Genomic DNA, 20,888 nt, shown 5'->3' with positions numbered 1-20,888 from the left:
GCCGCCCTTTTCTTTAACCCTTACCAGCCCAGTTCCGCCGCATAATCCGGGTCGGCCAGCGCCGACAGACGGCGGGCGGCGCGGCGGGCGAAGCGCAGCGTCTCTGCCTTGCGCCGGGCGGCGGCCAGCGGCTCGAACGGCGCGGCCCGCACCAGTTCGGCATCATATTGGTCGGCGACGATCAGGCCGGTGCGAGCCGGCCACAGCGCCTCGCTGTCGAACAGGCTGGTGTCGAAGCCCGATGGCACCGCCCAGAAATAGCGGTCGCAATAGTCGAAATAATCCGGCCATTTCATGTCGCCCAGCAGGTCCGCCCGGCTGCACTTGATCTCGACGATGGTCAGGCGCCCGGCACTGTCGATCGCCATGATGTCGGCCCGCCGGCCATTGGGCAACGGCACTTCCAATATGCCGTTCATGTCATGGCGATGGAACAGGCGCAGCGTGCCGCGCGCAACCGCCAGCGCGGTCCCGTCGGTCAGCGGTGAACAGCGATCGGCATCTTGGGCGGCGTCTTGGATGGTCATGGCACCAGACTAGAACAGGAAGGGAACAAAAGAAAAGACCGATTCGGACATGGGGTCCGAACCGGCCTTCAAAAGGGCGTCTCTGTCGCGCGGTGAGCGCGGATCAGCGATAGAAGACGTGATTGTCGATCGACGCCAGCTTGGTCTTGCCCCAGCCCGGCGACACGCGGCGGGCATGGAAGAACAGCGCGCCTTCGGCCTGGCTGTCCCAGCTGTCGTCGAGGGCAATCTGCGCGATCGCAACCGCCTCGCGCCAGGAATCGCTGGCGATGTTGATCGGCGGCATGCCGTGACCACGCACGAAGCTGAACTGGCTCGGCTGATAGACGACGCCGCACAGGCTGCTGGCGAAGCGGCCCGACTTGGCGCGGTTGATGATGACGCGGGCGACGGCCAGCTGGCCCTCCAGCGTTTCACCCTTGGATTCGAAATAGACCGCACCGGCCAGGCACTTCATGTCGCCTTCGACATCCTCGGGAGCGCCTTGCGCATCAACCAGGGCTGCCAGGGTCTCGGCCTTGGGCTCGATATCGGTCGAAAAATTGCTGCCAGCCTTGGAGCCGGAATCCAGCGACTGCGCGACTTCCTGCGGCGCAGCGAAAACGACGGCGGGCTTGGTGCCGGCCGTGGGTGCGCTAGTCAGCGCGGCGGTTTCCGGAAGAGAAACCGTGGACAGGGAGGCCTCGCTGGCGCTCGACATGTCCGACGCCGTAACAGCCGCAGCGGCCGACAGCGTAAATGCCGCGATGATCGCGGCCTTCAGACGAAAACTCATTATTGCTCAAAATCGTGCGGTTATTGGCCAGAAACGTCGATTGTAACCGATATTCTGTGACGTTCGGCCGCCCCCCGTCTGCGTGTTTACCGGCCCGCCCCCCATGGACGAATGCAGGCAACCTGCGCGTTCAGCGTCGGCCGCCATTCCCCGCGCGCGTGCAAGGAGTCAACGATCAGCAGATCGTTTCAGCGGCGAACCGTTCCGCATCCGCGATATCAAGCTCCACCAGCCACAGGTCGGGGTCCGATCTGCGCCGGCGTTCGGCATAGGCGGCGAACGCCTCCGGCCCCTCTTCCGCAGGGGGTCCACAGCGCATCAATGCATGGCCGCCGCGAAAGTTCGATACCCGTTCGAAAATTGCGGATTCCCGCCCCTTGTCCATCACCTGGACCAGGATGACGCCGCTCATCTCGTCGCCCTTGGCCAATATCATGGCAAAGCCACCGGCGGCATTCACCCGCTTCACCAGCGCGCCGACCAGCATCGCGCTGGTCAGCCGCGCGGCCGGATTATCCTCAGCCATGATATCCCGGCAGCGATGACAGCGGAATCTGCGACCGCATGAAGGTGCCGGTGCCCCGGCCCACTTCTTCCCCGTCCGAATCGAGGATGCTCGCCTCGGCGACATAGACGCGGCGCTTGCCGCTGATCCAGCGCCCCTCGGCGCGCAGCTTTCCGGGGCCGATCGGCCGGGTGAACAGCAGGTTGAAGGCGGTGGTCAGCAGGAAGCGGTCGCTGACCAGACTGTTGGCGGCATAGAAGGCCGCATCGTCCAGCATCTTGAAATAGACGGTGCCATGCACCGCGCCGGCGGCATGGAAATGCCGCTCGTCGACCTCGAAATCGATCACCGATCGGCCGGGCTCCGGCACGCGCAGGGTCGACAGGAACAGGTCGTTGATCGGCGCGCTGTTGTAGAGATGCTCCAGCGCGCGAAAATGCGCCGCCTCGCCACTGGCGAGCGCAGCGGCTTCAGGCGGCGTCACGCGCCTCACCACCGGCCAGCAGCGCATGCAGCGCCTCGGCCGACTTGGCACCGCGCAGGCGCGTCACCTGCGCCTCGTCGCGCAGATAGCGCGATACACGCGCCAGCGTCTTCAAATGCTCGGCACCGCTGTCCTGCGGCGACAGCAGCGCGAACACGACATCGACCGGCGCATCATCGACCGCGTCGAACGGCGCCGGCGGATCGAGCAGCACGACCACGCCGCACATGCGGTCGAGGCCCGGCAGCTTGGCATGGGGAATGGCAACGCCGCCACCGAAGCCGGTGGAGCCCAGACGCTCGCGCTCCAGCAGCGCGTCGGCGGCCGCTTCGGCATCGACGCCATAGGATTGCGCCGCCAGAGCCGCGATCTTCTGGAACAGCATCTTCTTGCCGTTCACAGTCACCTCGGTGGCCAGCGCGTCCGGCGAGACAATATCGTTGAAATGCACCATTTTACTTCCGGGGGCAGCCGAGGCGCGCCCAGCCTGTCGAAAAAAATGCGCGTTGCTCGGAGAAACTAAAGCCCGGCCCCATAGGCCGCCTGCACCCGGAGGTCAACAGGCGGCCCGGCTTGGCAGGGGGTCAGCCGCGCGGCTCGACCCAGCCGATCGTGCCGTCCTGACGGCGATAGACCATATTATAGGCCGACGTCCCGGCATTGAGGAACAGCAGCGCATTGGTGTTGCGCAGGTCCAGCATCATCACCGCGTCGGACACGCTGGCCTCGGGAATGTCGACCCGCGTTTCGGCGACGATCAGGGGCGCATCGGCCGCTTCGGCCTCCTCGTCGGCGGCACCGGCGAAGATGGTATAGCCCGCGCCGTCGATATCATCGACGCTGTAGCCATTGGCGCGCTGCGCCTCGGCCGCGGCGGCCTGGATGCTGCGGTCCTTCAGGCGGCGCATATAGCGGCGCAGCTGCTTCTCGATCCGGTCCGATGCCTGGTCGAAGGCGGGATGCGCCTCCTGCGCCTCGCCGGCGCCCTTCAGGATCAGGCCGGTCATCACATGGCAGACGATATCACAATGGAAGGCGCCATGCGGGGCCGGTCGGAAGGTCACCTGGGCGGAAATCGTGCGGGAGAAATATTTCTCGGCTATCGCTTCCAGCCGGTCGCTGACGTGCTGCTTGAGCGCCTCGCCCGTCTCGACCTGATGCCCGGAAACACGGATATCCATATGCCTTCTCCTTATTCTTGCCGGGACGCCGGATCAGCGGCCCGGTTGGCACGTGGCAAACGCCGGCAGGTTCAGGCCGGCGGCGCCTCCTCGAGCCAGAGCGGCTTATCCAGCTTCGCGACGAAAGCGGCATGCCTCTCCAGCTCCTCCGCGCTCGCCGTGAAGACGCGCGCGGGACGAACAGGGCGAACAACGGCGGTTTCCGTCAGTTCCACCCTGACGATCTCTTTCTCTTCCTCCTGTGCAAGACCCAGGCCGATCTGACGGCCGCCGGTCAATTCGACATAGAGCTGCGCCAGCAGTTCGGCGTCGAGCAGCGCGCCATGCTTGACGCGATGGCTGCGGTCGATGCCGTACCGGGTGCAGAGCGCGTCCAGGCTGTGCTTGGCGCCGGGATGCAGGGTGCGGGCGATCGCGACCGTGTCGATCATCCGGTCCATCGACACGGCGTCGCGCGCGCACAGCTTCAATTCGTGATTGAGGAATCCGAAGTCGAAGCGCGCATTGTGCGCGACCAGCGGGCTGTCCTCCAGGAAATCCATCAGCTCGGCCACGCCCTCGCGGAACAGCGGCTTGTCCGCCAGGAACTGGCTCGACAGGCCATGCACCGCCTCGGCGGCCGAGGGCATGTCGCGCTGTGGATTATAATAGGCATGGAAGGTGCGGCCGGTCGGCACGCGATTGATAAGCTCTATGCACCCGATTTCGACCAGCCGATCGCCGGATGCCGGATCAAATCCCGTCGTTTCGGTGTCGAAAATGATCTCGCGCATCGCCCTTTTGAACCGACTCTCTATGACTCTACTTATCTGCCTGTCCGGGCGCCAAGGCAAGCGACCAGACGCCTGACCTGTGCCCGGGTTGCGGCAAATGTCGTACCCGTGTTGATGATATAGTCTGCCCTAAGCCGCTTTTCAGCATCGGGCAGCTGCAAGTGCAGGATTCTACGAAATTTTGCCACCGTCATGCCCGGCCGGGCCAGCACCCGCCGCCGCTGTTTCCAGGCGGGCGCACTGACGACGATGATCCCCGCCATGCGCCGGTAGCCACCTGTCTCGAACAGCAAGGGCACGTCCAGAATCACGAATTGGCGCGACCGATGGCGTTTGAGGAATCGTCGACGCGACTCGCCCACGGCGGGATGGACGATCGCCTCCAGTGCCTTCAATTCGGCGGGATGGCCGAACACCGCCGCGCCCAGCTTGGCCCGGTCGACGCCCTGCGGCCCGGTGGTGCCGGGAAAGCGCGCCTCGATCGCCGGGATCAGCCGGCCGCCCGGCCCCTGCAGCCGATGCACCTCGGCATCGGCATCGAACACCGGCACGCCTTCACGACGAAACATCGCCGCAACCGCCGACTTGCCCATGCCGATCGAGCCGGTGAGGCCGTAGATCTTCACCCCGTCGCCGTTCAGTCCGCCGCCAGCAGCAGCGCGCGCAGTTCCGCGTCCAGCTCGCGCGGTGCCTCCGCATCGAAAAAGATGTCGAATGCCAGCGCCGCCTGGCCGATCAGCATTTCCAGCCCGTCGAGAGTCTTGAGGCCCCGGTTGCGCGCCGCCTTCAGCAAGCCCGTCTCCAGCGGCGCATAGACGATGTCATAGACGGTCGCGCTCGCCGGCAACGGCGACAGGTCCAGATCCAGCGCCGGCTGGCCGACCATGCCCAGCGACGTGCTGTTGACCAGCAGGTCGGCGGCCGGCAGCGCATCGGTCATGCCGATCACCTTGCCCTTCACCCCGGCCCGATCGAGCAGTGCCTGTCCCTTGGCCGGATCGCGCGCCATGATCGTGATCTCCGGCACGCCCAGGCTGGTGAGCGCGAACAGGATCGCCCGCGCCGCGCCGCCCGCGCCGATCAGCACCGCATGGCGCCCCTTCCACTTGTCGCGCAGAAGCGGCTGCAGGAATCCGCCGGCATCGGTGTTGGTGCCGATCAGCGGCCCGGCGGTCTCGCTGGCGATGGTGTTCATCGCACCGATCCGGTCGCGCACCCCACCCGGATCATCGGTATAGTCCATCACCGCGATCTTGTGGGGAATGGTGACATTGCAGCCAAGCCAGTCGGGATCGGCCCGGCGCTGCAGGAAATAGGCGGACAGCCCCTCGGGCGTCACATGAGTCTTCTTATACTCCGCCTCGATATCCAGCGCCTGCAGCCAGAAATTGTGGATAAGGGGCGATTTGCTGTGGTCGATCGGATCGCCGATCACCTCTGCATAGGGGAGCTTGTCGGTCATGACGCCAGAACGCCCCTTATGCGCAGGAAGTCAAGAAGCGGCAGCAGCGGCAGGCCCTGGATGCCGAACTGGCTGCCTTCCACCCTGGCGAACAGTTGCGCGCCCGGCCCCTCTATCCGGTAGCAACCGACGCACCATTGGCATTCGTCCCAGTCGCCCTCCAGATAGGAGTCGATGAATCCGTCCGACAGGGGCCGCACCGTCATCCTTACCCGTTCGACATGGCGCCAGATCGGTTCATTGTTGAGCACGATCACCGCTGCGCTGTGGAGATGATGCACCCGACCCGACAGCAGGCGCAGGATGCGCGCGGCATCCGCCCTGTCCACCGCCTTGTCGATCATCGTCCCGTCGTCGAGAGTCAGGGTCTGGTCGCAGCCCAGCACCAGCGCCCCCGGCACCCGGCGCGACACCTTGAGCGCCTTCAGCTCCGCCAGCGCATCGGCCAGCGCGCGGCCGTCATGGCCATCGGCGCGCAATGCTTCCTTGGCGGCCTCTTCATCCACACCGGGCGACAGCGCCTCGAACGGCACGCCGGCCGCGCTCAGCATGGCGCGCCGGCTGGCGCTCTGCGAGGCTAGGACGATCATGCTTCATTTCCTTCCGCCAGTTCGCGGTCGTTGAACAGGTTGATGATGGCGGCGGCCGCTTCCTCGATCGACCGGCGGGTCATGTCGATCACCGGCCAGCCATTGTCGGCGAACATGCGCCGGGCAAAGGCCAGTTCCTCCTGCACCTTGTCGCTATCCACATAGGCGGTCTCGGGCGCCTGGTTGAGCGACAGCAGCCGGTTGCGCCGTATCTGGATCAACCGCTCGGGACTGATGGTCAGGCCCACCACCATCGGATGCTTCAGGCCATAGAGGCTGCGCGGCGGCGGCGATTCCGGCACCAGCGGGATGTTGGCGGTCTTGTAACCGCGATTGGCAAGATAGATGGAGGTCGGCGTCTTCGACGCGCGCGACACGCCCGCCAGGACGATATCGGCCTCCTCCCAATTCTCATGCCCCACGCCATCATCATGGGCGATGGTGAACTGGATCGCCTCGATCCGCGCGAAATAGGCTTCGTCCAGGATATGCTTGCGGCCCGGCCGGGTCCGGGTTTCCTGCCCCAATATGTTGGACAGGGCATCGGCCACGCTGTCGAGCGCAGCGACATGGGGCAGGCCGAGCGCGCGGCAGCGCGTTTCCAGCCGCCGCCGCAGCACATGGTTGGTAAGTGTGAACAGCACCAGGCCGGGATGGGCGGATATCTCCTCCATGATCCGGTCGAGATGCACTTCGGATCGGACCATCGGCCAGAAATGGCGGATCGCCTCGACATTTTCGAACAGGCCGATCGCCGCCTTGGCGATATTCTCCAGCGTCTCGCCGGTGGAGTCCGAAAGCAGGTGAAGATGGATACGTGACACAGGCATATCTCTGTGAGTCCCCTGTGGATAAAGCAAGGGATAGAGTTGTGGATAACTTTGCAGCCCCATTTCGTCCCCAGAAAGCGGAATCTTATCCACAGCCTCTCAACAGGGCCGGAATCTTATCCACAGCCTGTGGGTAATGGGGATGATTCAGATGACTCGCCGCGGAATCGCTTGACTCCAGGAGTCAAGCTGTTGGCAAAAGCGGGGACAGCGCATAAACCCCCGAACCAACAGCCCAACAACCTCAACATTCCTTTTTAAATATCTTTATAAAGTAGAGAGTTCATGACGGGTCCCGACGCTCACGCCGGCGCAGTCAGCGCCAAGCCGCTCCTTTCCGTATTGCGCGGCGCGGTGCCGCCCGTCCCGCCGATGTGGCTCATGCGCCAGGCTGGCCGCTATCTGCCGGAATATCGCGCACTCCGGGCCGACAAGGGCGGCTTCCTCGAACTGGTCTATGACAGCGCCGCCGCGGCAGAGGTCACGCTCCAGCCGCTGCGCCGCTTCGGCTTCGACGGCGCCATCCTCTTTTCCGACATCTTGATCGTCCCCTATGCCATGGGACAGGATCTCTGGTTCGAAGCCGGTGAAGGCCCGCGTCTCGCCCCGATCCTGGCGGAGACCGACCTGTCCGCGCTGAAACCCGATTTCAGCCGCTATGAGGCTGTGTATGAAACGGTGCGGCAGGTGAAGGCTGCGCTGGACCCGTCGGTGACCTTCCTGGGCTTTGCAGGCAGTCCCTGGACGATCGCCACCTATATGGTCGCGGGACAGGGCAGCAAGGACCAGGGCGCCGCGCGTCGCATGGCGTATCAACAGCCCGATCGCTTCGCCGCGCTGATCGACGCGATCGTCGACGCAACCGTCATCTATCTCTCCGGCCAGATCGAAGCCGGCGTGGAAGCGGTGCAATTGTTCGACAGCTGGGCCGGCAGCCTCGCCCCGCTCCAGTTCGAACGCTGGGTGATAGAGCCCAATGCCGCGATCGTCCGCAAATTGAAGGCGCTCCATCCCGACATTCCGGTGATCGGCTTTCCCAAGGGCGCCGGCGCGAAACTGCCGGCCTATGCGATCGGCACCGGCGTCGATGCGGTGGGTGTGGATGAAACGGTCGACCCGCATTGGGCCAACCAGGCGCTGCCCGCCGGACTTCCGGTGCAGGGCAATCTCGATCCGCTGGCGCTGATTGCCGGCGGTCAGGCGGTGGAACAGGCTGTGGATAACTTGCGCGCCGCCTTTGCCGGCCGGCCCCATATCTTCAACCTGGGCCATGGCATATTGCCCGATACGCCGATCGCCCATGTCGAGGCGCTGATCGCCTATGTGCGCGGAACGGAGACACGCTGATGCCCTATCTCGGCGCCGCCTATCTGTGGGTGAAGGCCGCCCATGTCATCTTCGTCATCTTCCTGATGGCGGGGCTGTTCATGATGCCGCGCTTCTTCGTCTATCATCAGGAAACCGTGCCGGGCTCGGCGGAGGACCAGCGCTGGATCGAGCGTGAGACGCGCCTGCTCAAGATCATCCTCAACCCGTCGCTGATCCTTACCTGGGTCTTCGGCCTGATGCTGATGGTGGAAATCGGCGCCTGGCATTTCGGCTGGTTCCACGTGAAGCTGCTCTTTGTCCTGGCATTGTCGGGCTATCATGGCTGGATCGCCAGCTATGCGAAGAAGCTCGCACGCGGTCAGCGCAGCCTTGCCGACAAGCAGTTGCGCATGCTGAACGAGGTGCCCGGCATCGCCGCAGCGGTGATCGTCATCATGGTGATCGTCCGCCCCTTCTGATGGTCGTAGCGTAAAGCGTCCGAAAAGATCGGGCGCTTTACTCGGCCTCTGGCGCAAGTCTTCGGACTATGCTTTGCCTCCGCCGGTCCGCATCCTGCGGACTTTCTGTGGGGTATCATGATTCGTCTGTTTTTCTGCGCGGCCGCGTTGGCCGCGCCGATGGCGGCTGCGCAGCAGCCTGCCGTCACCATCGCGCCTGCCGTCGATGGCAATGTCCTGCGCGCCGGTGCCAAGGTGCCCGTTCGCACGCTGGTGGAACTCACCACCAAGAAGAAGGCGGTGAAGGTCGGCGATCGCGTCAATATCGAGACCGCCGAAGCCGTGATGGTCGGCAATAATGTGGCGATCCCCGCCGGCACGCCCGGCATCGCGGAAATCACCAGCGTGCGGAACAAGGGCATGTGGGGCAAGTCCGGCTTCATCGAGGGCCGCGTGCTCTACGTCCGGCTGGGGGGCCGGCAGGTGCGCTTGACCGGCACCTTCAATGACAAGGGCGTGACCGGCACCGCCGGCGTCGTCGGTGCGATCGCGCTGATCCCGGTCGCCGGCTTCTTCACCACCGGCACCAGCGCCAACATCCCGTCGGGCTCGATCATCCCCGCCTTCCTGGACGAGGATATCGCCTTCTCGGTCGACAGCGCGGCGGCGACGCCCGCGCCGATCGCCGCGACCCCTGCCGCAACGCCGGCAGAAGGAACCGCCGCTCCGGCCGCTGGCGCGCTCTGATCGACAGGGGGGATCGGGGCCTTCGCCCCGGTCCCTCGGGCTGCTGTCCTACGCCGCCATGGCCATGCTATAGCCGGGATGTCGCCGATCGGGTGACAAGCGAATAGGATCGTCCCTGCGCAACATAATGTCAAAATGTGCGGGAAATGTGCGAAGTTAAGCGGAGGCGCCCATGAATGACCCGCGCATCTGGTTCGGCCCCAAGCGTATCGGCTGGGGCTATGGTCCCCGCACCTGGGAGGGCTGGGCGGTGGTCGGCCTGTTCGTCCTTGCCGCTGTCCTGCTCAAGCGCGGACTTTCGGCTTAGGCCGGATCGACCGCGATATTGTCGATCAGCCGGGTCTTGCCCAGTTTCGCTGCGCCCAGCAGCCGTGCCGGACGGTCGAGCGTTGCGATCGGCTCCAGGCTGTCGGCGTCGCACAGGGTCACATAGTCGATCGGGTCGAAACCATGGGTCGCCAGCGTGGCGATTGCCTTCGCCAGTGCCGCCTCGACCGGCTCGCCCTTCTCGATCTGCCGCTTCGCCTCACCCAGAGCGCGCGGCAGCGCCAGCGCATCCTTGCGCTCCTGTTCGCTGAGATACGCGTTGCGCGACGACAGCGCCAAACCATCCTCGGCCCGCTGGGTCGGCATGCCGATGATCTCGATGTCGAGATTGGTGTCGGCAACCATCCGGCGGATCACGGCGAGCTGCTGATAATCCTTCTCGCCAAAGATCGCGACATCGGGCGCGACCTGGTTGAACAGCTTGGTGACGACGGTGGCGACGCCATCGAAATGGCCCGGCCGCGCCGCGCCATCCAGTCCTTCGCTCACCCCCGACACCCGGATATTGGTGGCATAGCCGGCCGGATACATGACTTCCACGCTCGGCGCCCACAGGATATCGACGCCGGCTGCCTGCAACAGCTGCGCATCCTTCGCCTCGCGCCGGGGATAGGCGTCCAGATCCTCGTTCGGGCCGAACTGGCGCGGATTGACGAAGATCGACACCACGACATGGGGGCCATGGCGGCGGGCTTCCTCGACCAGCGCCATATGCCCGTCATGCAGCGCCCCCATGGTGGGGACCAGCGCCAGCGTCTTTCCGTCGGACTTCAGCGCGGCAACGGCAGCGCGCAGGGCGGGAAGGTCACGGAGAATTTGCACGGGACGAGGGGCTCCGATAAGGGCAGGGACACAGGGGCGTCCTGCTAGGCTTCGCGCCACGGGACCGTCAAGAATCTAGAGCGACAAACACGGGGTTATCAAGGTCCGATGGCGAACGCGCAAACGCACCTCATCGTCTTCGCCAATGAAAAGGGCGGAACCGGCAAGTCGACGACCGCCGTCCACACGGCGATCGCGCTGACCGCGCTCGGCCATAGCGTCGGCCTGATTGATCTCGACCCGCGCCAGCGCACCGTCACCCGCTATATGGAAAACCGCGCCGAAACCGCGCGTCGCCGCGGCATCGATCTGTCGGCACCCGACTTTGCGGTGTTCCAGGGCGACAATGTCGCCGCGCTCGACGAACAGGCGGCGGCGGTTGCCGAGGGCAAGGATTTCCTGATCGTCGACACGCCCGGCCGCGACGATGATTTCGCCCGGCACATGGCGGCCCGCGCCAACACGCTGGTCACGCCGATGAACGACAGTTTCGTCGATTTCGACCTGATCGGCCAGGTCGATGCCGAAACCTTCCGGGTGCGTCGCCTGTCCTTCTATTCCGAACTCATCTTCGAAGCGCGCAAGTCGCGCGCCAAGGCCGATGGCGTGTCGATCGACTGGGTGGTGCTGCGCAACCGCGTCCAGCATCATGATGCCCGCAACAAGAAGAGGGTTGGCGATGCGCTGATGGAATTGTCGCGCCGGGTCGGCTTCCGCGTCATTCCCGGATTGTCGGAGCGCGTCATCTTCCGCGAACTCTTCCCCTCGGGCCTGACCCTGCTCGACAAGGGGCATCTGGGCGACCTGGGCATCAGCCACATCGCCGCGCGCCAGGAACTGCGCGAGATGGTGGCCGGATTGGCCTTGCCGACCGGCGATCATGCTGCGTCCGTGGACATGCTCGGCGCCGCCTGATGGGGCTGATCGCGCTGGTGCTGATCGGCCTGGCGGGCTGGCTCATCTGGACCGGGAGATTGCAGCGCATGTCGACCAAGGATGGCATGGCATTGGGGGCGGCACTGGTCGGCGCGGTGCTGGCCGCCAAGGGCAAGCCGGCGCTCGGCGCGCCAATCCTGCTGGGCGCGGCTCTCTTCTTCGCGTCGCAGGGCAAGGCGAAGAAAGGCGCTAACCGCGCCAGGCGCAAGGCTGCGCAGCCGGTGCAGACTGACAGGGCCGACGTGGAGGGCGCCCGCGCCCTGCTCGGCCTGTCGGCGGATGCCCGCGCGACCGACATCCGCGCCGCACATCGCCGCCTGATCGCCTCGGTCCATCCCGACAAGGGTGGAACCGAAGCGCTGGCTGCCCAGATCAATGCCGCGCGCGACCTGCTGCTCGCCGACCTTGCCGAGCGGGATCGTCCGTCCGCCGGCTGATTGCCCCAGAAAGGACTATATGGCCCACCGCTTCCACCCGACCCTGCTGCGCGAATATGACATGCGCGGGGTTGTCGGCCCGATGCTCGGGGAAGCGGACGGCTATGCGCTGGGGCGCAGCTTCGCGACCTGGGTGCGGCACGCCGGTGGATCAGCGGTCGCGGTCGGCTATGACGGGCGGCTGAGTTCGCCCATGCTGGAGGGCGCGCTGGTGCGGGGCCTCACCGACAGCGGCGTCGATGTGCTGCGCGTTGGCCTCGGTCCCACGCCCATGCTCTATTATGCCGAGGCCGAACTGGACGTGGCGGGCGCCATCCAGGTGACCGGCAGCCATAATCCCGCAGATCAGAATGGTTTCAAGCTGGTCCTGGATCATGCGCCCTTTCATGGCGAGGCGATCCAGCAGCTCGGCGCGATGGCGGCGGCCGGCGACTGGCTGGCGGGCGAAGGCCGGGTGCGCGATGTCGATATCATGCCGGCCTATGTCGAGCGGCTGGTGCGCGATTTTGACGGCGCCGCCTGGCGGATCGGCTGGGACGCGGGAAACGGCGCCGCAGGACCGGTCGTGGAGAAGCTGGTGCAACTCCTGCCGGGTGAGCATCATCTGCTCTTCACCAATGTAGACGGCAATTTTCCCAACCATCATCCTGATCCTACCGAAGAAGCGAATCTGGCCGATCTTCGTTCCCTTGTCCTCTCCAGGAAGCTCGATTTCGGCGTGGCTTTCGATGGCGATGGCGACCGGATCGGCGTGGTCGATGGCCTGGGCCGGATCATCTGGGGCGACCAGCTGCTAGGCCTGTTCGCGCAGGTGGTGCTGAAGGATCGTCCCGGCGCCCCGATCGTCGCGGATGTGAAGGCCAGCCAGGCCCTGTTCGACGAGGTTGAGCGGCTGGGCGGTGAACCGGTGCTGTGGAAGACCGGGCACAGCCATATCAAGTCCAAAATGAAGCAGATTGGCAGTCCGCTGGGTGGCGAGATGACCGGCCACATCATGTTCGCCGACGATTTCTACGGTTTTGACGATGGACTCTATGCCGCCGTTCGCCTGATCCGCGCCGCGGCCCGGTTGCGCCGCACCATCACCGACCTGCGCGGCGACATGGCCGAAATGGTCAACACGCCGGAAATCCGCATCGCCGTGCCGGAAGACCGCAAGTTCGCGATCATTGAAGACCTGCGCGACCGCCTGGTTGCATCCGGCGCAATCGTGGAATCGATCGATGGCGCTCGCGTCCGCACTGTCGATGGCTGGTGGCTGCTGCGCGCGTCCAACACCCAGAATGCGCTGACCGCGCGGGCGGAGGCGTCGGATGCTGCGGGATTGGCGCGCCTGCTGGCCGAAATCGAATCCCATTTGCGTGATTCGGGCGTCGATCAGCGATTGCAAGCGGCGAAATAGCCTGTCGCAGCGCGCAAAATTGATATCGCTATCATTATTTCATGCGGAATTTCCCTTAGGGAAACATGGTTTTATGACACCGGTTGCACGAAACGCAATCGCGCCATCATGTTTCGCATTTGCGACGAACGCCGCCTGGCCGCAAAAGGAACTCGCCTTTCAGGCATCCTCTCCTAAAACTTCATAGCCGTCCCTTGGGGCGGCTTTTTTTTTGACCTGTGACGTTGGCGCAACAGGGCGGCACTTGCCGTAGCGTCCAGCCGGCCGAAATCCGGGCAATTGAGCGAAAAATCGCGGAAATCCGTCATTGGCGCCTGTAGAAATCGTCGGGATAGCTGTTATGCGCATGGTTCCATAAGTCGCATGAGGCGTTTAAGCGCCCGCACCAAATGGCCAAATGAGTTTTTAGCAGAGGAAACGCCATGTCCCTTCGCCGTCGCATTCTTCCCACCATCCTGCTGACCGGCGCGATCGTCGCACCGATGCCGGCGCTGGCCGGTGGCTTCTATCTTCAGGAACAGTCGCCGGTGGAAACCGGCCGCGCCATGGCTGGCGGCGCCGCTGCAGGTGACGATCCCTCGACCATCTATTTCAACCCCGCCGCCATGACCCAGCTGTCGGGCGTCCAGGTTTCGGCCGGCGTCAACGCCCTGATGGCTTCCGCCCACCAGACTAACCGTGGCAGCTATCGCTCGGTCCCCGGTTCGACCGCCCGCGTGCCGGTGACCGGCAATGACGGTGGCCAGCCGTTCGAAAGCGTCATCCCGGTCCCCAATTTCTACGCCTCGGCGCAGGTCACCGACCGGCTGTGGCTGGGCCTCGGCGTCAATGCGCCCTTCGGCCTGAAGCTGGAATATGATGACGGTTTCTTCGGTCGCTATGACTCGATCTACACCGACCTCAAGACCTACAACATCCAGCCGTCGGCCGCGTTCAAGCTGAACGACAATTTCTCGATCGGCGGCGGCGTCGACGTGCAATATGTGAAGGCGAACCTGACCAACGCGCTGCCGCAGGTGTCGCCGCTGGTCACCACCGACGGCTTCACCAAGCTGAAGGGCGATGACTGGACCGTCGGCTGGAATGCGGGCCTGTTCTACACCAACGGCACTACCAATGTCGGCGTCCACTATCGGTCGGGCATCAACCACAAGCTCAAGGGCACCCAGACCATTTCCGGTCTGGTGACGCCGCTCAGCGCCGCCAATGGCGAGTTTGATGCCTCCGCACCGCTGGACCTGCCCGATATCGTCACCGTGTCCTTCATGCACAAGCTGACGCCGAACCTGCGCGCGATGATCACCGGCAAATGGTATGGCTGGTCCAGCTTCAAGGGGATCGAGGTCACCTCGGCCACCGGCACCACCAACAAGGAACTGGATTACAAGGACAGCTACAGCGTCAGCCTGGGCGGCGAATATGATTTCAGCCCCGCCTTCACGCTGCGCGCCGGCACCATGTTCGACCGTTCGCCGACCAATCCGCAGCATCTGACCACCCGCGTGCCCGATGGCGACCGCGTGTGGCTGACGGGCGGCGCGACCTGGAATATCTCGCCGGCCTTCGCGCTGAACGTCGCCTACGCCCATACCTGGGTGGAAAAGGCGAACATCATTCGCCCGGACAGCTATTTCCCGTCGCCGGCCACCGTCACCGCCACGACCCTGGCACAGACCAGCGGCAATGCGGACCAGGTTGCCGCATCGCTGACCGCGCGCTTCTAAAAGGCCGCGTTAATGCTTATAGGGGGCTCCAGAGATCTGGAGCCCCTTTTCATGTCCGAACATAATCCCGGCCTGCGCCCCTGGCGCGACATCGCCCGACGGCAGTCGCGGCAGATCATGGTCGGCAACGTCCCCGTGGGCGGCGGTGCGCCGGTCACGGTGCAGACCATGACCAACACGCTGACCCATGACGTCAAGGCGACGATCGATCAGATCCGTCGCTGCGAGGATGCCGGCGTCGACATCATCCGTGTGTCTTGCCCGGACGAGGAATCGACCGCGGCGCTCAAACAGATCGTCCGCGCCGCGCGCGTGCCGATCGTCGCCGACATCCATTTCCACTATAAGCGCGCGCTGGAAGCCGCCGATGCCGGTGCTGCCTGCCTGCGCATCAATCCGGGCAATATCGGTTCGGCCGCGCGGGTGAAGGAAGTGGTGGACGCCGCCAAGGCCAATAATTGCTCGATCCGCATCGGCGTCAACGCCGGCAGCCTGGAACGCGACCTGCTCGAAAAATATGGTGAGCCTTGCCCGGAAGCGCTGGTCGAAAGCGCGCTCGACCATATCAAGCTGCTGCAGGACCAGGATTTCCACGAATATAAGGTCGCGGTGAAGGCGAGCGACGTGTTCCTGGCGGTCGCGGCCTATATGCAACTGGCCGATGCGGTCGATTGCCCGCTGCATCTGGGCATTACCGAAGCCGGCGGCCTGATCGGCGGCACGGTCAAGAGCGCGATCGGCATCGGCAACCTGCTCTGGGCTGGCATTGGCGACACGATCCGCGTCTCGCTCTCGGCCGAACCGGAAGAGGAAGTGCGGGTCGGCTATGAGATGCTCAAGACGCTCGGCATCCGCACCCGCGGCGTCAAGGTCATCTCCTGCCCCAGCTGCGCGCGGCAGGGCTTCGACGTGATCCGCACCGTCCAGGCGCTGGAGGAACGGCTGCAGCATATCAACACGCCGCTCTCGCTCTCGGTACTGGGCTGCGTCGTCAACGGTCCGGGCGAAGCGCGCGAGACCGATATCGGCCTGACCGGCGGCGGCAATGGCAAGCATATGGTCTATCTGTCGGGCGTCACCGATCACACGATCCAGGATGCCGACATGGTCGACCATATCGTCAGGCTGGTCGAGGCCAAGGCGGCCGAGATCGAAGCCGCGGCGAGTGACGCGGGACAGGTCCAGGCGGCCGAATAAGCTGCATGCGTTTGGCTGTCCTGCTTCTGCTTACGCTTCTGCTGGCTTGCAGTGATGCGAAGGCAGAACAGATTTTGCGTGTGCAATTGAGCGCAGGCAAACCGGAGGCTCAGTCCTGCACGGCGAGGATCAGCGATCAGTCCTTCGATATATCGGACCCTGCCTTGGAAACTACGCTCAAGCCTTTTGCAGAGCGGCATATGAACGTGCATCTCATTGGGGTGACCGATGTGCCTTATCGCTGTGTGGGTAGTCTCATCTACTTAATGCAGCGCATAGGCTTTCCCAAGATTGGCTTCATTTCTGAGGCTCCGCCGGCTGATGAAAATGCGGAATCCCGACATTAGCCAATCCGTTCCCCCAAAGGGTGTCGCCATCCCCTTCCTCATCTGCTGCCTTGGCGTCGCGCTCTTTTCGGTGATGGACGCGGCGATGAAGGGGCTCAGCCTCTCGATCGGCCTTTATAATGCGCTGCTCTGGCGTGCGATCACCGGCAGCCTGCTCGGGCTGGTCCTGATGCTCGCCACCCGCCAGCGCTGGCCAAACCGCTCCGTGCTGCGCCTGCATCTGCTGCGTGGCGTTGTCGTGGCGCTGATGGCCAGCTTCTTCTTCTGGGCGATCATGCGCCTGCCACTGGCCGAAGCCATTGCCCTCTCCTTCATCGCTCCGTTGATCGCGCTCTATCTTGCGGCGCTGCTGCTCAAGGAACGGATCGGGCGGCAGGCGATCGGCGCCTCGCTGCTCGGCCTGGTCGGGGTCGGCGTGATCCTGTCGGGGCGGATGCGCGGCGACTATGATGGCGACGCGCTGATGGGGGCGGGCGCGGTGCTGCTCTCGGCGATGCTGTTCGCCTGGAACCTGATCCTCCAGCGCCAGCAGGCCCAGCTTGCCTCGCCGATCGAGGTCGCCTTCTTCCAGCATCTGGTCATGCTGGGCGTGTTTGCCATCGGCGCGCCGGCCTGGGCGATCGTGCCGACCGGAGCGGCGGTGCCGCTGGTGCTGCTGGCTGCCATCCTGGCCTTCACCTCTCTCGCCGCGCTCGCCTGGGCCTATGCGCGTGCGGAGGCCCAGCGACTGATCCCGGTCGAATATACCGCTTTCGTCTGGGCCGCGATCTTCGGCTGGCTGGCCTTTGGCGAGCAACTGACGCTTACTACCCTTGCCGGTGCCTTGTTGATCGTCGCCGGCTGCCTTATCGCCGCGCGCACGAAACGGGCGGATATCGCCCATGTGGAAGCGGGAGCGGCATGAGCAAGGTCATCATCAGGGACGCGCAATCGACGGATATCGATACCATCGCGAATTTCATCCTGGCGCTCGCCGACTATGAGAAGCTGGCCCATGAAGTGAAGGCCGACCGCGAGACGCTGGCCCGCTATCTGTTCGGTCCCCGGCCGATGGCGGAGGTGCTGATCGCCGAGCATGATGGCGCGCCGATCGGCTTTGCCCTCTTCTTCCACAATTTCTCGACCTTCGAGGGGCGTCCGGGCCTCTATCTGGAGGATCTGTTTGTCCTGCCCGAAGCGCGGGGGCTCGGCGCCGGCAAGGCGTTGCTCGCCCGTCTCGCCCAATTGGCGATCGCGCGCGATTGCGCTCGGCTCGAATGGTCGGTGCTCGACTGGAACGCGCCGGCGATCGCCTTCTACCGGGCGCTCGGCGCCCGGCCGATGGACGAATGGACCGTGCAGCGCGTCGATGGCGATGCGCTCAGCGCCCTCGCATCGCATCCTGCAGGCTGACGCCCAGCAGCACGATCGCAAAGCTGCTCAGGGCAATTACGACAAAGGCGGGATAGAAAGAGGCGAACATGGCGACATCTCCTTTCGCCGCCTATTTTGCGCCTGCGCCCCAGGCCCGCGACATACGCAATGTTGCGGATGGGGCGGGACGAGCCGAGGGGCCGCAGGCTTGACGAGGACTCCTGGCTCGGCGCATTGTGCCGGAACGGAACATTTGGGGGACATTTGACCATGGCTGTCAGCCGCGGAGCCAAGCGCGCGCCGGAATGGCGCGAAATGCTCAAGCGCAGCATCGTGCGCAGCGGTGCGCTGATCGGGGCGATCTCGCTGTTTCTGGCGACCCTGTTCCTGGCGCTGGCGCTGCTGAGCTATCAGCCCAGCGATCCGTCGATGAACACGGTGGCGGGCGATCATGTCGCCAATATCATGCGCGCGCCCGGCGCCATGGTGGCCGACATGCTGCTGCTGCTGTTCGGCGTGCCGATCGCGCTGCTGCTGCCGCTGATGGGGATTACCGCCCGTCGCCTGTGGGGCGATCATGAGATGATCGGGTGGAAGGCGCAGTTCGGCAAATGCCTGGTCGGCATCATCCTGATCGGCATCGCTTTGGCCTTGTTCCAGCCTGATCCGCTGGTCGGCCTGCCCTCCGGCTGGGGCGGCATGATCGGCCTTGTCACCGCCAAGGGGGTGATGAGCCTGACCGCCCAGGCGCCGGCCGCGCAGGGCTGGATCATCGGCATATTGGTGGTCGTGGCCATGCTGGCCGGCCTGTTCGTCTGGTATCGCAGCCTGGCGCTGGAAAAGCCGATCTTCACCATCCGTCGTCCGACCCTGCCCCGGCTCAGCCTGCCGCGTCCTTCGCTCGCCTTTGCGGGACAGGGAGGAGCTGCCGATCTGGACGAGGATGATGACGGCCCGGTCGAACGGGTGATCGCGCCGCGCAAGCAGGTGTCGAACGAGCCCAAGCCGCCGATCACCATCCAGGCGCCCAAGCCCGCCCCGGTGCAGCGCTCGACCGCGCCGGTGTCGCAGGATGACCTGTTCGGCCACAGCTCGCTGCCGTCCGCCGACCTGCTCAACCCCATCCCTGCCAATCAGGGGCAGAAGATCGACAAGGCGGCGCTGGAACGCAACGCCCGCCTGCTGGAGAGCGTGCTCGACGACTTCCATGTGAAGGGCAATATCGTCGAGGTTCGCCCCGGACCCGTCGTCACCATGTATGAGCTGGAGCCGGCACCGGGCATCAAGGCGAGCCGCGTGATCGCGCTGGCCGACGATATCGCCCGCAACATGTCGGCGCTGTCGGCGCGCGTCGCGACCATTCCCGGCCGCACCGTCATCGGCATCGAACTGCCCAACACCAATCGTGAGGGCGTGTCCTTCCGCGAACTCATCACCAGCGAGCAGTTCGGTGCGGAAGCGACCCTGCCGATCATCCTGGGCAAGAATATCTCGGGCGAGCCGATCATCGCCGATCTGGCGCCGATGCCGCATCTGCTGATCGCGGGTACCACCGGTTCGGGTAAGTCGGTCGGCCTCAACGCCATGATCCTGTCGCTGCTCTACCGCATGACGCCGGACCAGCTGCGCCTGATCATGATCGATCCCAAGATGCTGGAACTGTCGACCTATGACGACATTCCGCATCTGCTCGCCCCGGTCGTGACCGAACCGAGCAAGGCGATCCGCGCGCTCAAATGGGCGGTGGAGCAGATGGAGGATCGCTATCGCATGATGGCGTCGATCTCGGTCCGCAACCTCGCCAATTACAACGAGAAGGTTCGCGCCGCGAAGGCCAAGGGCAAGCCGCTCGGCCGCCGCGTCCAGACCGGCTATGATCCCGAAAGCGGCAAGCCGATCTATGAGGAGGAGCAGCTGGATTTCCAGCCGCTGCCGCAGATCGTGGTGGTGGTCGACGAGCTGGCCGACCTCATGATGACGGCGGGCAAGGAAGTCGAATTCCTGATCCAGCGTCTGGCGCAGAAGGCGCGTGCTGCCGGCATCCACCTGATCCTCGCGACCCAGCGGCCTTCGGTTGACGTCATCACCGGCGTCATCAAGGCGAACCTGCCGACCCGCATCAGCTTCTTCGTGACCAGCAAGATCGACAGCCGCACCATCCTGGGCGAACAGGGTGCCGAACAGCTGCTGGGCAAGGGCGACATGCTCTACATGCATGGCGGCAAGGGCCTGATGCGCGTCCATGGTCCCTTCGTTTCGGACGATGAAGTGCGCGTGGTTGCCGACCATTGGCGGGCGCAGGGATCGCCCGATTATATCCAGGCGGTCACGGAAGAGCCGGAGGAAGGCAGCTTCGCGCTTGACGGCGTGGACCTGGGCGATGACAGCCCGGACGCGCAGCTGTTCCGCAAGGCCTGCCAGCTGGTGTTCGAGAATCAGAAGGCCTCGACCAGCTGGCTGCAGCGCCAGCTGCGAGTCGGCTATAACAGCGCCGCACGCCTGATCGAACGGATGGAGGAGGAAGGGCTGGTCGGCCCGCCCAACCATGTCGGCCGCCGCGAAGTGCTGCGTGACGAGAATGGCAATCCGCTCTGACGCTACGAAATACCTGTTTTCCTTGAGCGATTGCGTTCCGTGCAACCATGCTTGCTGCCTTCGCATTTGTCGTGACAGGGGCTTTGGGACATTAGGAACAGGCCTTTC

The 20,888-nt window shown here is 64.6% G+C and carries 25 protein-coding genes; 13 read left to right on the top strand and 12 right to left on the bottom strand.

The window, feature by feature from the left end:
* Positions 1 to 20: 20 nt before the first annotated feature.
* From AC13EK_RS04785 to AC13EK_RS04735, 11 genes are all read right to left on the bottom strand, one after another.
* Entirely contained in the window at positions 21 to 527 is a 507-nt protein-coding gene (locus AC13EK_RS04785) for an MmcB family DNA repair protein (protein WP_010335781.1), read from the bottom strand.
* Positions 528 to 630: 103 nt separating this feature from the next.
* Positions 631 to 1,302, bottom strand: coding sequence for a cell wall hydrolase (locus AC13EK_RS04780; RefSeq protein WP_063975995.1), 672 nt, complete (start codon positions 1,300 to 1,302; stop codon positions 631 to 633).
* A gap of 175 nt (positions 1,303 to 1,477) precedes the next feature.
* Complete coding sequence (locus tag AC13EK_RS04775; RefSeq protein WP_069338954.1) at positions 1,478 to 1,828, bottom strand: DUF1491 family protein; 351 nt, start codon at positions 1,826 to 1,828, stop codon at positions 1,478 to 1,480.
* Positions 1,821 to 2,318: a PaaI family thioesterase gene (locus tag AC13EK_RS04770; RefSeq protein WP_004209196.1), complete on the bottom strand. Its 498-nt coding sequence runs from the start codon at positions 2,316 to 2,318 to the stop codon at positions 1,821 to 1,823. Before AC13EK_RS04770 ends, AC13EK_RS04775 begins: the two co-directional genes overlap by 8 nt.
* Positions 2,278 to 2,745 (bottom strand): PTS sugar transporter subunit IIA, encoded by a 468-nt coding sequence (locus AC13EK_RS04765; protein ID WP_010335784.1) that lies wholly within the window; start codon positions 2,743 to 2,745, stop codon positions 2,278 to 2,280. Before AC13EK_RS04765 ends, AC13EK_RS04770 begins: the two co-directional genes overlap by 41 nt.
* A gap of 130 nt (positions 2,746 to 2,875) precedes the next feature.
* On the bottom strand, positions 2,876 to 3,472 hold the full coding sequence (hpf, locus tag AC13EK_RS04760; RefSeq protein ID WP_010335785.1) for a ribosome hibernation-promoting factor, HPF/YfiA family: 597 nt from the start codon (positions 3,470 to 3,472) through the stop codon (positions 2,876 to 2,878).
* A gap of 71 nt (positions 3,473 to 3,543) precedes the next feature.
* Positions 3,544 to 4,245, bottom strand: a complete 702-nt coding sequence (dnaQ, locus tag AC13EK_RS04755; RefSeq protein WP_069338955.1) for a DNA polymerase III subunit epsilon — start codon at positions 4,243 to 4,245, stop codon at positions 3,544 to 3,546.
* 32 nt (positions 4,246 to 4,277) lie between these two features.
* On the bottom strand, positions 4,278 to 4,871 hold the full coding sequence (gene coaE / locus AC13EK_RS04750) for a dephospho-CoA kinase (protein ID WP_069338956.1): 594 nt from the start codon (positions 4,869 to 4,871) through the stop codon (positions 4,278 to 4,280).
* Between the two features lie 11 nt (positions 4,872 to 4,882).
* A complete protein-coding gene (aroE, locus tag AC13EK_RS04745) occupies positions 4,883 to 5,707 on the bottom strand; it encodes a shikimate dehydrogenase (RefSeq protein WP_010335787.1) in 825 nt (274 codons plus the stop codon).
* Complete coding sequence (locus AC13EK_RS04740) at positions 5,704 to 6,297, bottom strand: Maf family protein (RefSeq protein WP_069338957.1); 594 nt, start codon at positions 6,295 to 6,297, stop codon at positions 5,704 to 5,706. The genes aroE and AC13EK_RS04740 overlap by 4 nt, the downstream gene beginning before the upstream one ends.
* Positions 6,294 to 7,121, bottom strand: a complete 828-nt coding sequence (locus tag AC13EK_RS04735) for a pyruvate, water dikinase regulatory protein (protein ID WP_026108809.1) — start codon at positions 7,119 to 7,121, stop codon at positions 6,294 to 6,296. Before AC13EK_RS04735 ends, AC13EK_RS04740 begins: the two co-directional genes overlap by 4 nt.
* Positions 7,122 to 7,412: 291 nt before the next feature.
* Between AC13EK_RS04735 and hemE the strand changes: the two genes are divergently transcribed.
* The 4 genes from hemE (at position 7,413) to AC13EK_RS04715 (ending at position 9,947) form a co-directional block, all read left to right on the top strand.
* A complete protein-coding gene (gene hemE, locus AC13EK_RS04730) occupies positions 7,413 to 8,474 on the top strand; it encodes a uroporphyrinogen decarboxylase (RefSeq protein ID WP_069338958.1) in 1,062 nt (353 codons plus the stop codon).
* A complete protein-coding gene (locus AC13EK_RS04725; RefSeq protein ID WP_069338959.1) occupies positions 8,474 to 8,914 on the top strand; it encodes a CopD family protein in 441 nt (146 codons plus the stop codon). The genes hemE and AC13EK_RS04725 overlap by 1 nt, the downstream gene beginning before the upstream one ends.
* A gap of 117 nt (positions 8,915 to 9,031) precedes the next feature.
* Positions 9,032 to 9,640 (top strand): hypothetical protein, encoded by a 609-nt coding sequence (locus AC13EK_RS04720; protein WP_069338960.1) that lies wholly within the window; start codon positions 9,032 to 9,034, stop codon positions 9,638 to 9,640.
* A gap of 172 nt (positions 9,641 to 9,812) precedes the next feature.
* Positions 9,813 to 9,947, top strand: a complete 135-nt coding sequence (locus tag AC13EK_RS04715; RefSeq protein WP_257211443.1) for a hypothetical protein — start codon at positions 9,813 to 9,815, stop codon at positions 9,945 to 9,947.
* Here AC13EK_RS04715 and panC read toward each other — a convergent pair.
* Entirely contained in the window at positions 9,944 to 10,789 is an 846-nt protein-coding gene (gene panC, locus AC13EK_RS04710; protein WP_069338961.1) for a pantoate--beta-alanine ligase, read from the bottom strand. The genes AC13EK_RS04715 and panC overlap by 4 nt on opposite strands.
* Before the next feature lie 108 nt (positions 10,790 to 10,897).
* Between panC and AC13EK_RS04705 the strand changes: the two genes are divergently transcribed.
* The 9 genes from AC13EK_RS04705 to AC13EK_RS04665 all read left to right on the top strand — a co-directional run bounded on the left by AC13EK_RS04705 (position 10,898) and on the right by AC13EK_RS04665 (position 20,780).
* Positions 10,898 to 11,704, top strand: a complete 807-nt coding sequence (locus AC13EK_RS04705; protein ID WP_004209209.1) for a division plane positioning ATPase MipZ — start codon at positions 10,898 to 10,900, stop codon at positions 11,702 to 11,704.
* The gene (locus tag AC13EK_RS04700) at positions 11,704 to 12,162 is read left to right on the top strand and encodes a J domain-containing protein (RefSeq protein ID WP_037519257.1); all 459 of its coding nucleotides are present in this window, start codon (positions 11,704 to 11,706) and stop codon (positions 12,160 to 12,162) included. Before AC13EK_RS04705 ends, AC13EK_RS04700 begins: the two co-directional genes overlap by 1 nt.
* Positions 12,163 to 12,181: 19 nt before the next feature.
* Positions 12,182 to 13,564, top strand: a complete 1,383-nt coding sequence (pgmG, locus tag AC13EK_RS04695; protein ID WP_069338962.1) for a phosphoglucomutase/phosphomannomutase PgmG — start codon at positions 12,182 to 12,184, stop codon at positions 13,562 to 13,564.
* Positions 13,565 to 13,986: 422 nt separating this feature from the next.
* Positions 13,987 to 15,288, top strand: a complete 1,302-nt coding sequence (locus AC13EK_RS04690; RefSeq protein WP_004209213.1) for an OmpP1/FadL family transporter — start codon at positions 13,987 to 13,989, stop codon at positions 15,286 to 15,288.
* 51 nt (positions 15,289 to 15,339) lie between these two features.
* Complete coding sequence (gene ispG, locus AC13EK_RS04685; protein WP_004209214.1) at positions 15,340 to 16,485, top strand: flavodoxin-dependent (E)-4-hydroxy-3-methylbut-2-enyl-diphosphate synthase; 1,146 nt, start codon at positions 15,340 to 15,342, stop codon at positions 16,483 to 16,485.
* Between the two features lie 5 nt (positions 16,486 to 16,490).
* On the top strand, positions 16,491 to 16,832 hold the full coding sequence (locus tag AC13EK_RS04680; protein WP_069338963.1) for a hypothetical protein: 342 nt from the start codon (positions 16,491 to 16,493) through the stop codon (positions 16,830 to 16,832).
* Positions 16,807 to 17,736, top strand: coding sequence for a DMT family transporter (locus AC13EK_RS04675; RefSeq protein ID WP_234792536.1), 930 nt, complete (start codon positions 16,807 to 16,809; stop codon positions 17,734 to 17,736). The genes AC13EK_RS04680 and AC13EK_RS04675 overlap by 26 nt, the downstream gene beginning before the upstream one ends.
* Positions 17,733 to 18,224, top strand: a complete 492-nt coding sequence (locus AC13EK_RS04670) for a GNAT family N-acetyltransferase (RefSeq protein WP_069338965.1) — start codon at positions 17,733 to 17,735, stop codon at positions 18,222 to 18,224. Before AC13EK_RS04675 ends, AC13EK_RS04670 begins: the two co-directional genes overlap by 4 nt.
* A 231-nt stretch (positions 18,225 to 18,455) precedes the next feature.
* Positions 18,456 to 20,780 (top strand): FtsK/SpoIIIE family DNA translocase, encoded by a 2,325-nt coding sequence (locus tag AC13EK_RS04665; RefSeq protein WP_037508930.1) that lies wholly within the window; start codon positions 18,456 to 18,458, stop codon positions 20,778 to 20,780.
* Positions 20,781 to 20,888 lie beyond the last annotated feature (108 nt).

Source organism: Sphingobium sp. L-44, from assembly GCF_056859495.1.
The sequence above is the reverse complement of the archived record's forward strand: the minus strand, read 5'-3'. Positions and strand labels throughout refer to the sequence as shown.

Excerpts from the sequence above, each read along its gene's own strand:
- AC13EK_RS04740 (WP_069338957.1), bottom strand. The coding sequence starts at position 6,297 with ATGATCGTCCTAGCCTCGCAGAGCGCCAGCCGGCGCGCCATGCTGAGC.
- hemE (WP_069338958.1), top strand. The coding sequence starts at position 7,413 with ATGACGGGTCCCGACGCTCACGCCGGCGCAGTCAGCGCCAAGCCGCTC.
- AC13EK_RS04715 (WP_257211443.1), top strand. The coding sequence starts at position 9,813 with ATGAATGACCCGCGCATCTGGTTCGGCCCCAAGCGTATCGGCTGGGGC.
- AC13EK_RS04705 (WP_004209209.1), top strand. The coding sequence starts at position 10,898 with ATGGCGAACGCGCAAACGCACCTCATCGTCTTCGCCAATGAAAAGGGC.
- AC13EK_RS04780 (WP_063975995.1), bottom strand. The coding sequence starts at position 1,302 with ATGAGTTTTCGTCTGAAGGCCGCGATCATCGCGGCATTTACGCTGTCG.
- AC13EK_RS04690 (WP_004209213.1), top strand. The coding sequence starts at position 13,987 with ATGTCCCTTCGCCGTCGCATTCTTCCCACCATCCTGCTGACCGGCGCG.
- AC13EK_RS04670 (WP_069338965.1), top strand. The coding sequence starts at position 17,733 with ATGAGCAAGGTCATCATCAGGGACGCGCAATCGACGGATATCGATACC.
- pgmG (WP_069338962.1), top strand. The coding sequence starts at position 12,182 with ATGGCCCACCGCTTCCACCCGACCCTGCTGCGCGAATATGACATGCGC.
- AC13EK_RS04720 (WP_069338960.1), top strand. The coding sequence starts at position 9,032 with ATGATTCGTCTGTTTTTCTGCGCGGCCGCGTTGGCCGCGCCGATGGCG.
- AC13EK_RS04770 (WP_004209196.1), bottom strand. The coding sequence starts at position 2,318 with ATGCGCTGCTGGCCGGTGGTGAGGCGCGTGACGCCGCCTGAAGCCGCT.
- AC13EK_RS04785 (WP_010335781.1), bottom strand. The coding sequence starts at position 527 with ATGACCATCCAAGACGCCGCCCAAGATGCCGATCGCTGTTCACCGCTG.
- ispG (WP_004209214.1), top strand. The coding sequence starts at position 15,340 with ATGTCCGAACATAATCCCGGCCTGCGCCCCTGGCGCGACATCGCCCGA.
- AC13EK_RS04675 (WP_234792536.1), top strand. The coding sequence starts at position 16,807 with ATGAAAATGCGGAATCCCGACATTAGCCAATCCGTTCCCCCAAAGGGT.
- hpf (WP_010335785.1), bottom strand. The coding sequence starts at position 3,472 with ATGGATATCCGTGTTTCCGGGCATCAGGTCGAGACGGGCGAGGCGCTC.
- AC13EK_RS04775 (WP_069338954.1), bottom strand. The coding sequence starts at position 1,828 with ATGGCTGAGGATAATCCGGCCGCGCGGCTGACCAGCGCGATGCTGGTC.
- AC13EK_RS04725 (WP_069338959.1), top strand. The coding sequence starts at position 8,474 with ATGCCCTATCTCGGCGCCGCCTATCTGTGGGTGAAGGCCGCCCATGTC.
- AC13EK_RS04680 (WP_069338963.1), top strand. The coding sequence starts at position 16,491 with ATGCGTTTGGCTGTCCTGCTTCTGCTTACGCTTCTGCTGGCTTGCAGT.
- AC13EK_RS04700 (WP_037519257.1), top strand. The coding sequence starts at position 11,704 with ATGGGGCTGATCGCGCTGGTGCTGATCGGCCTGGCGGGCTGGCTCATC.
- AC13EK_RS04665 (WP_037508930.1), top strand. The coding sequence starts at position 18,456 with ATGGCTGTCAGCCGCGGAGCCAAGCGCGCGCCGGAATGGCGCGAAATG.
- AC13EK_RS04765 (WP_010335784.1), bottom strand. The coding sequence starts at position 2,745 with ATGGTGCATTTCAACGATATTGTCTCGCCGGACGCGCTGGCCACCGAG.
- aroE (WP_010335787.1), bottom strand. The coding sequence starts at position 5,707 with ATGACCGACAAGCTCCCCTATGCAGAGGTGATCGGCGATCCGATCGAC.
- dnaQ (WP_069338955.1), bottom strand. The coding sequence starts at position 4,245 with ATGCGCGAGATCATTTTCGACACCGAAACGACGGGATTTGATCCGGCA.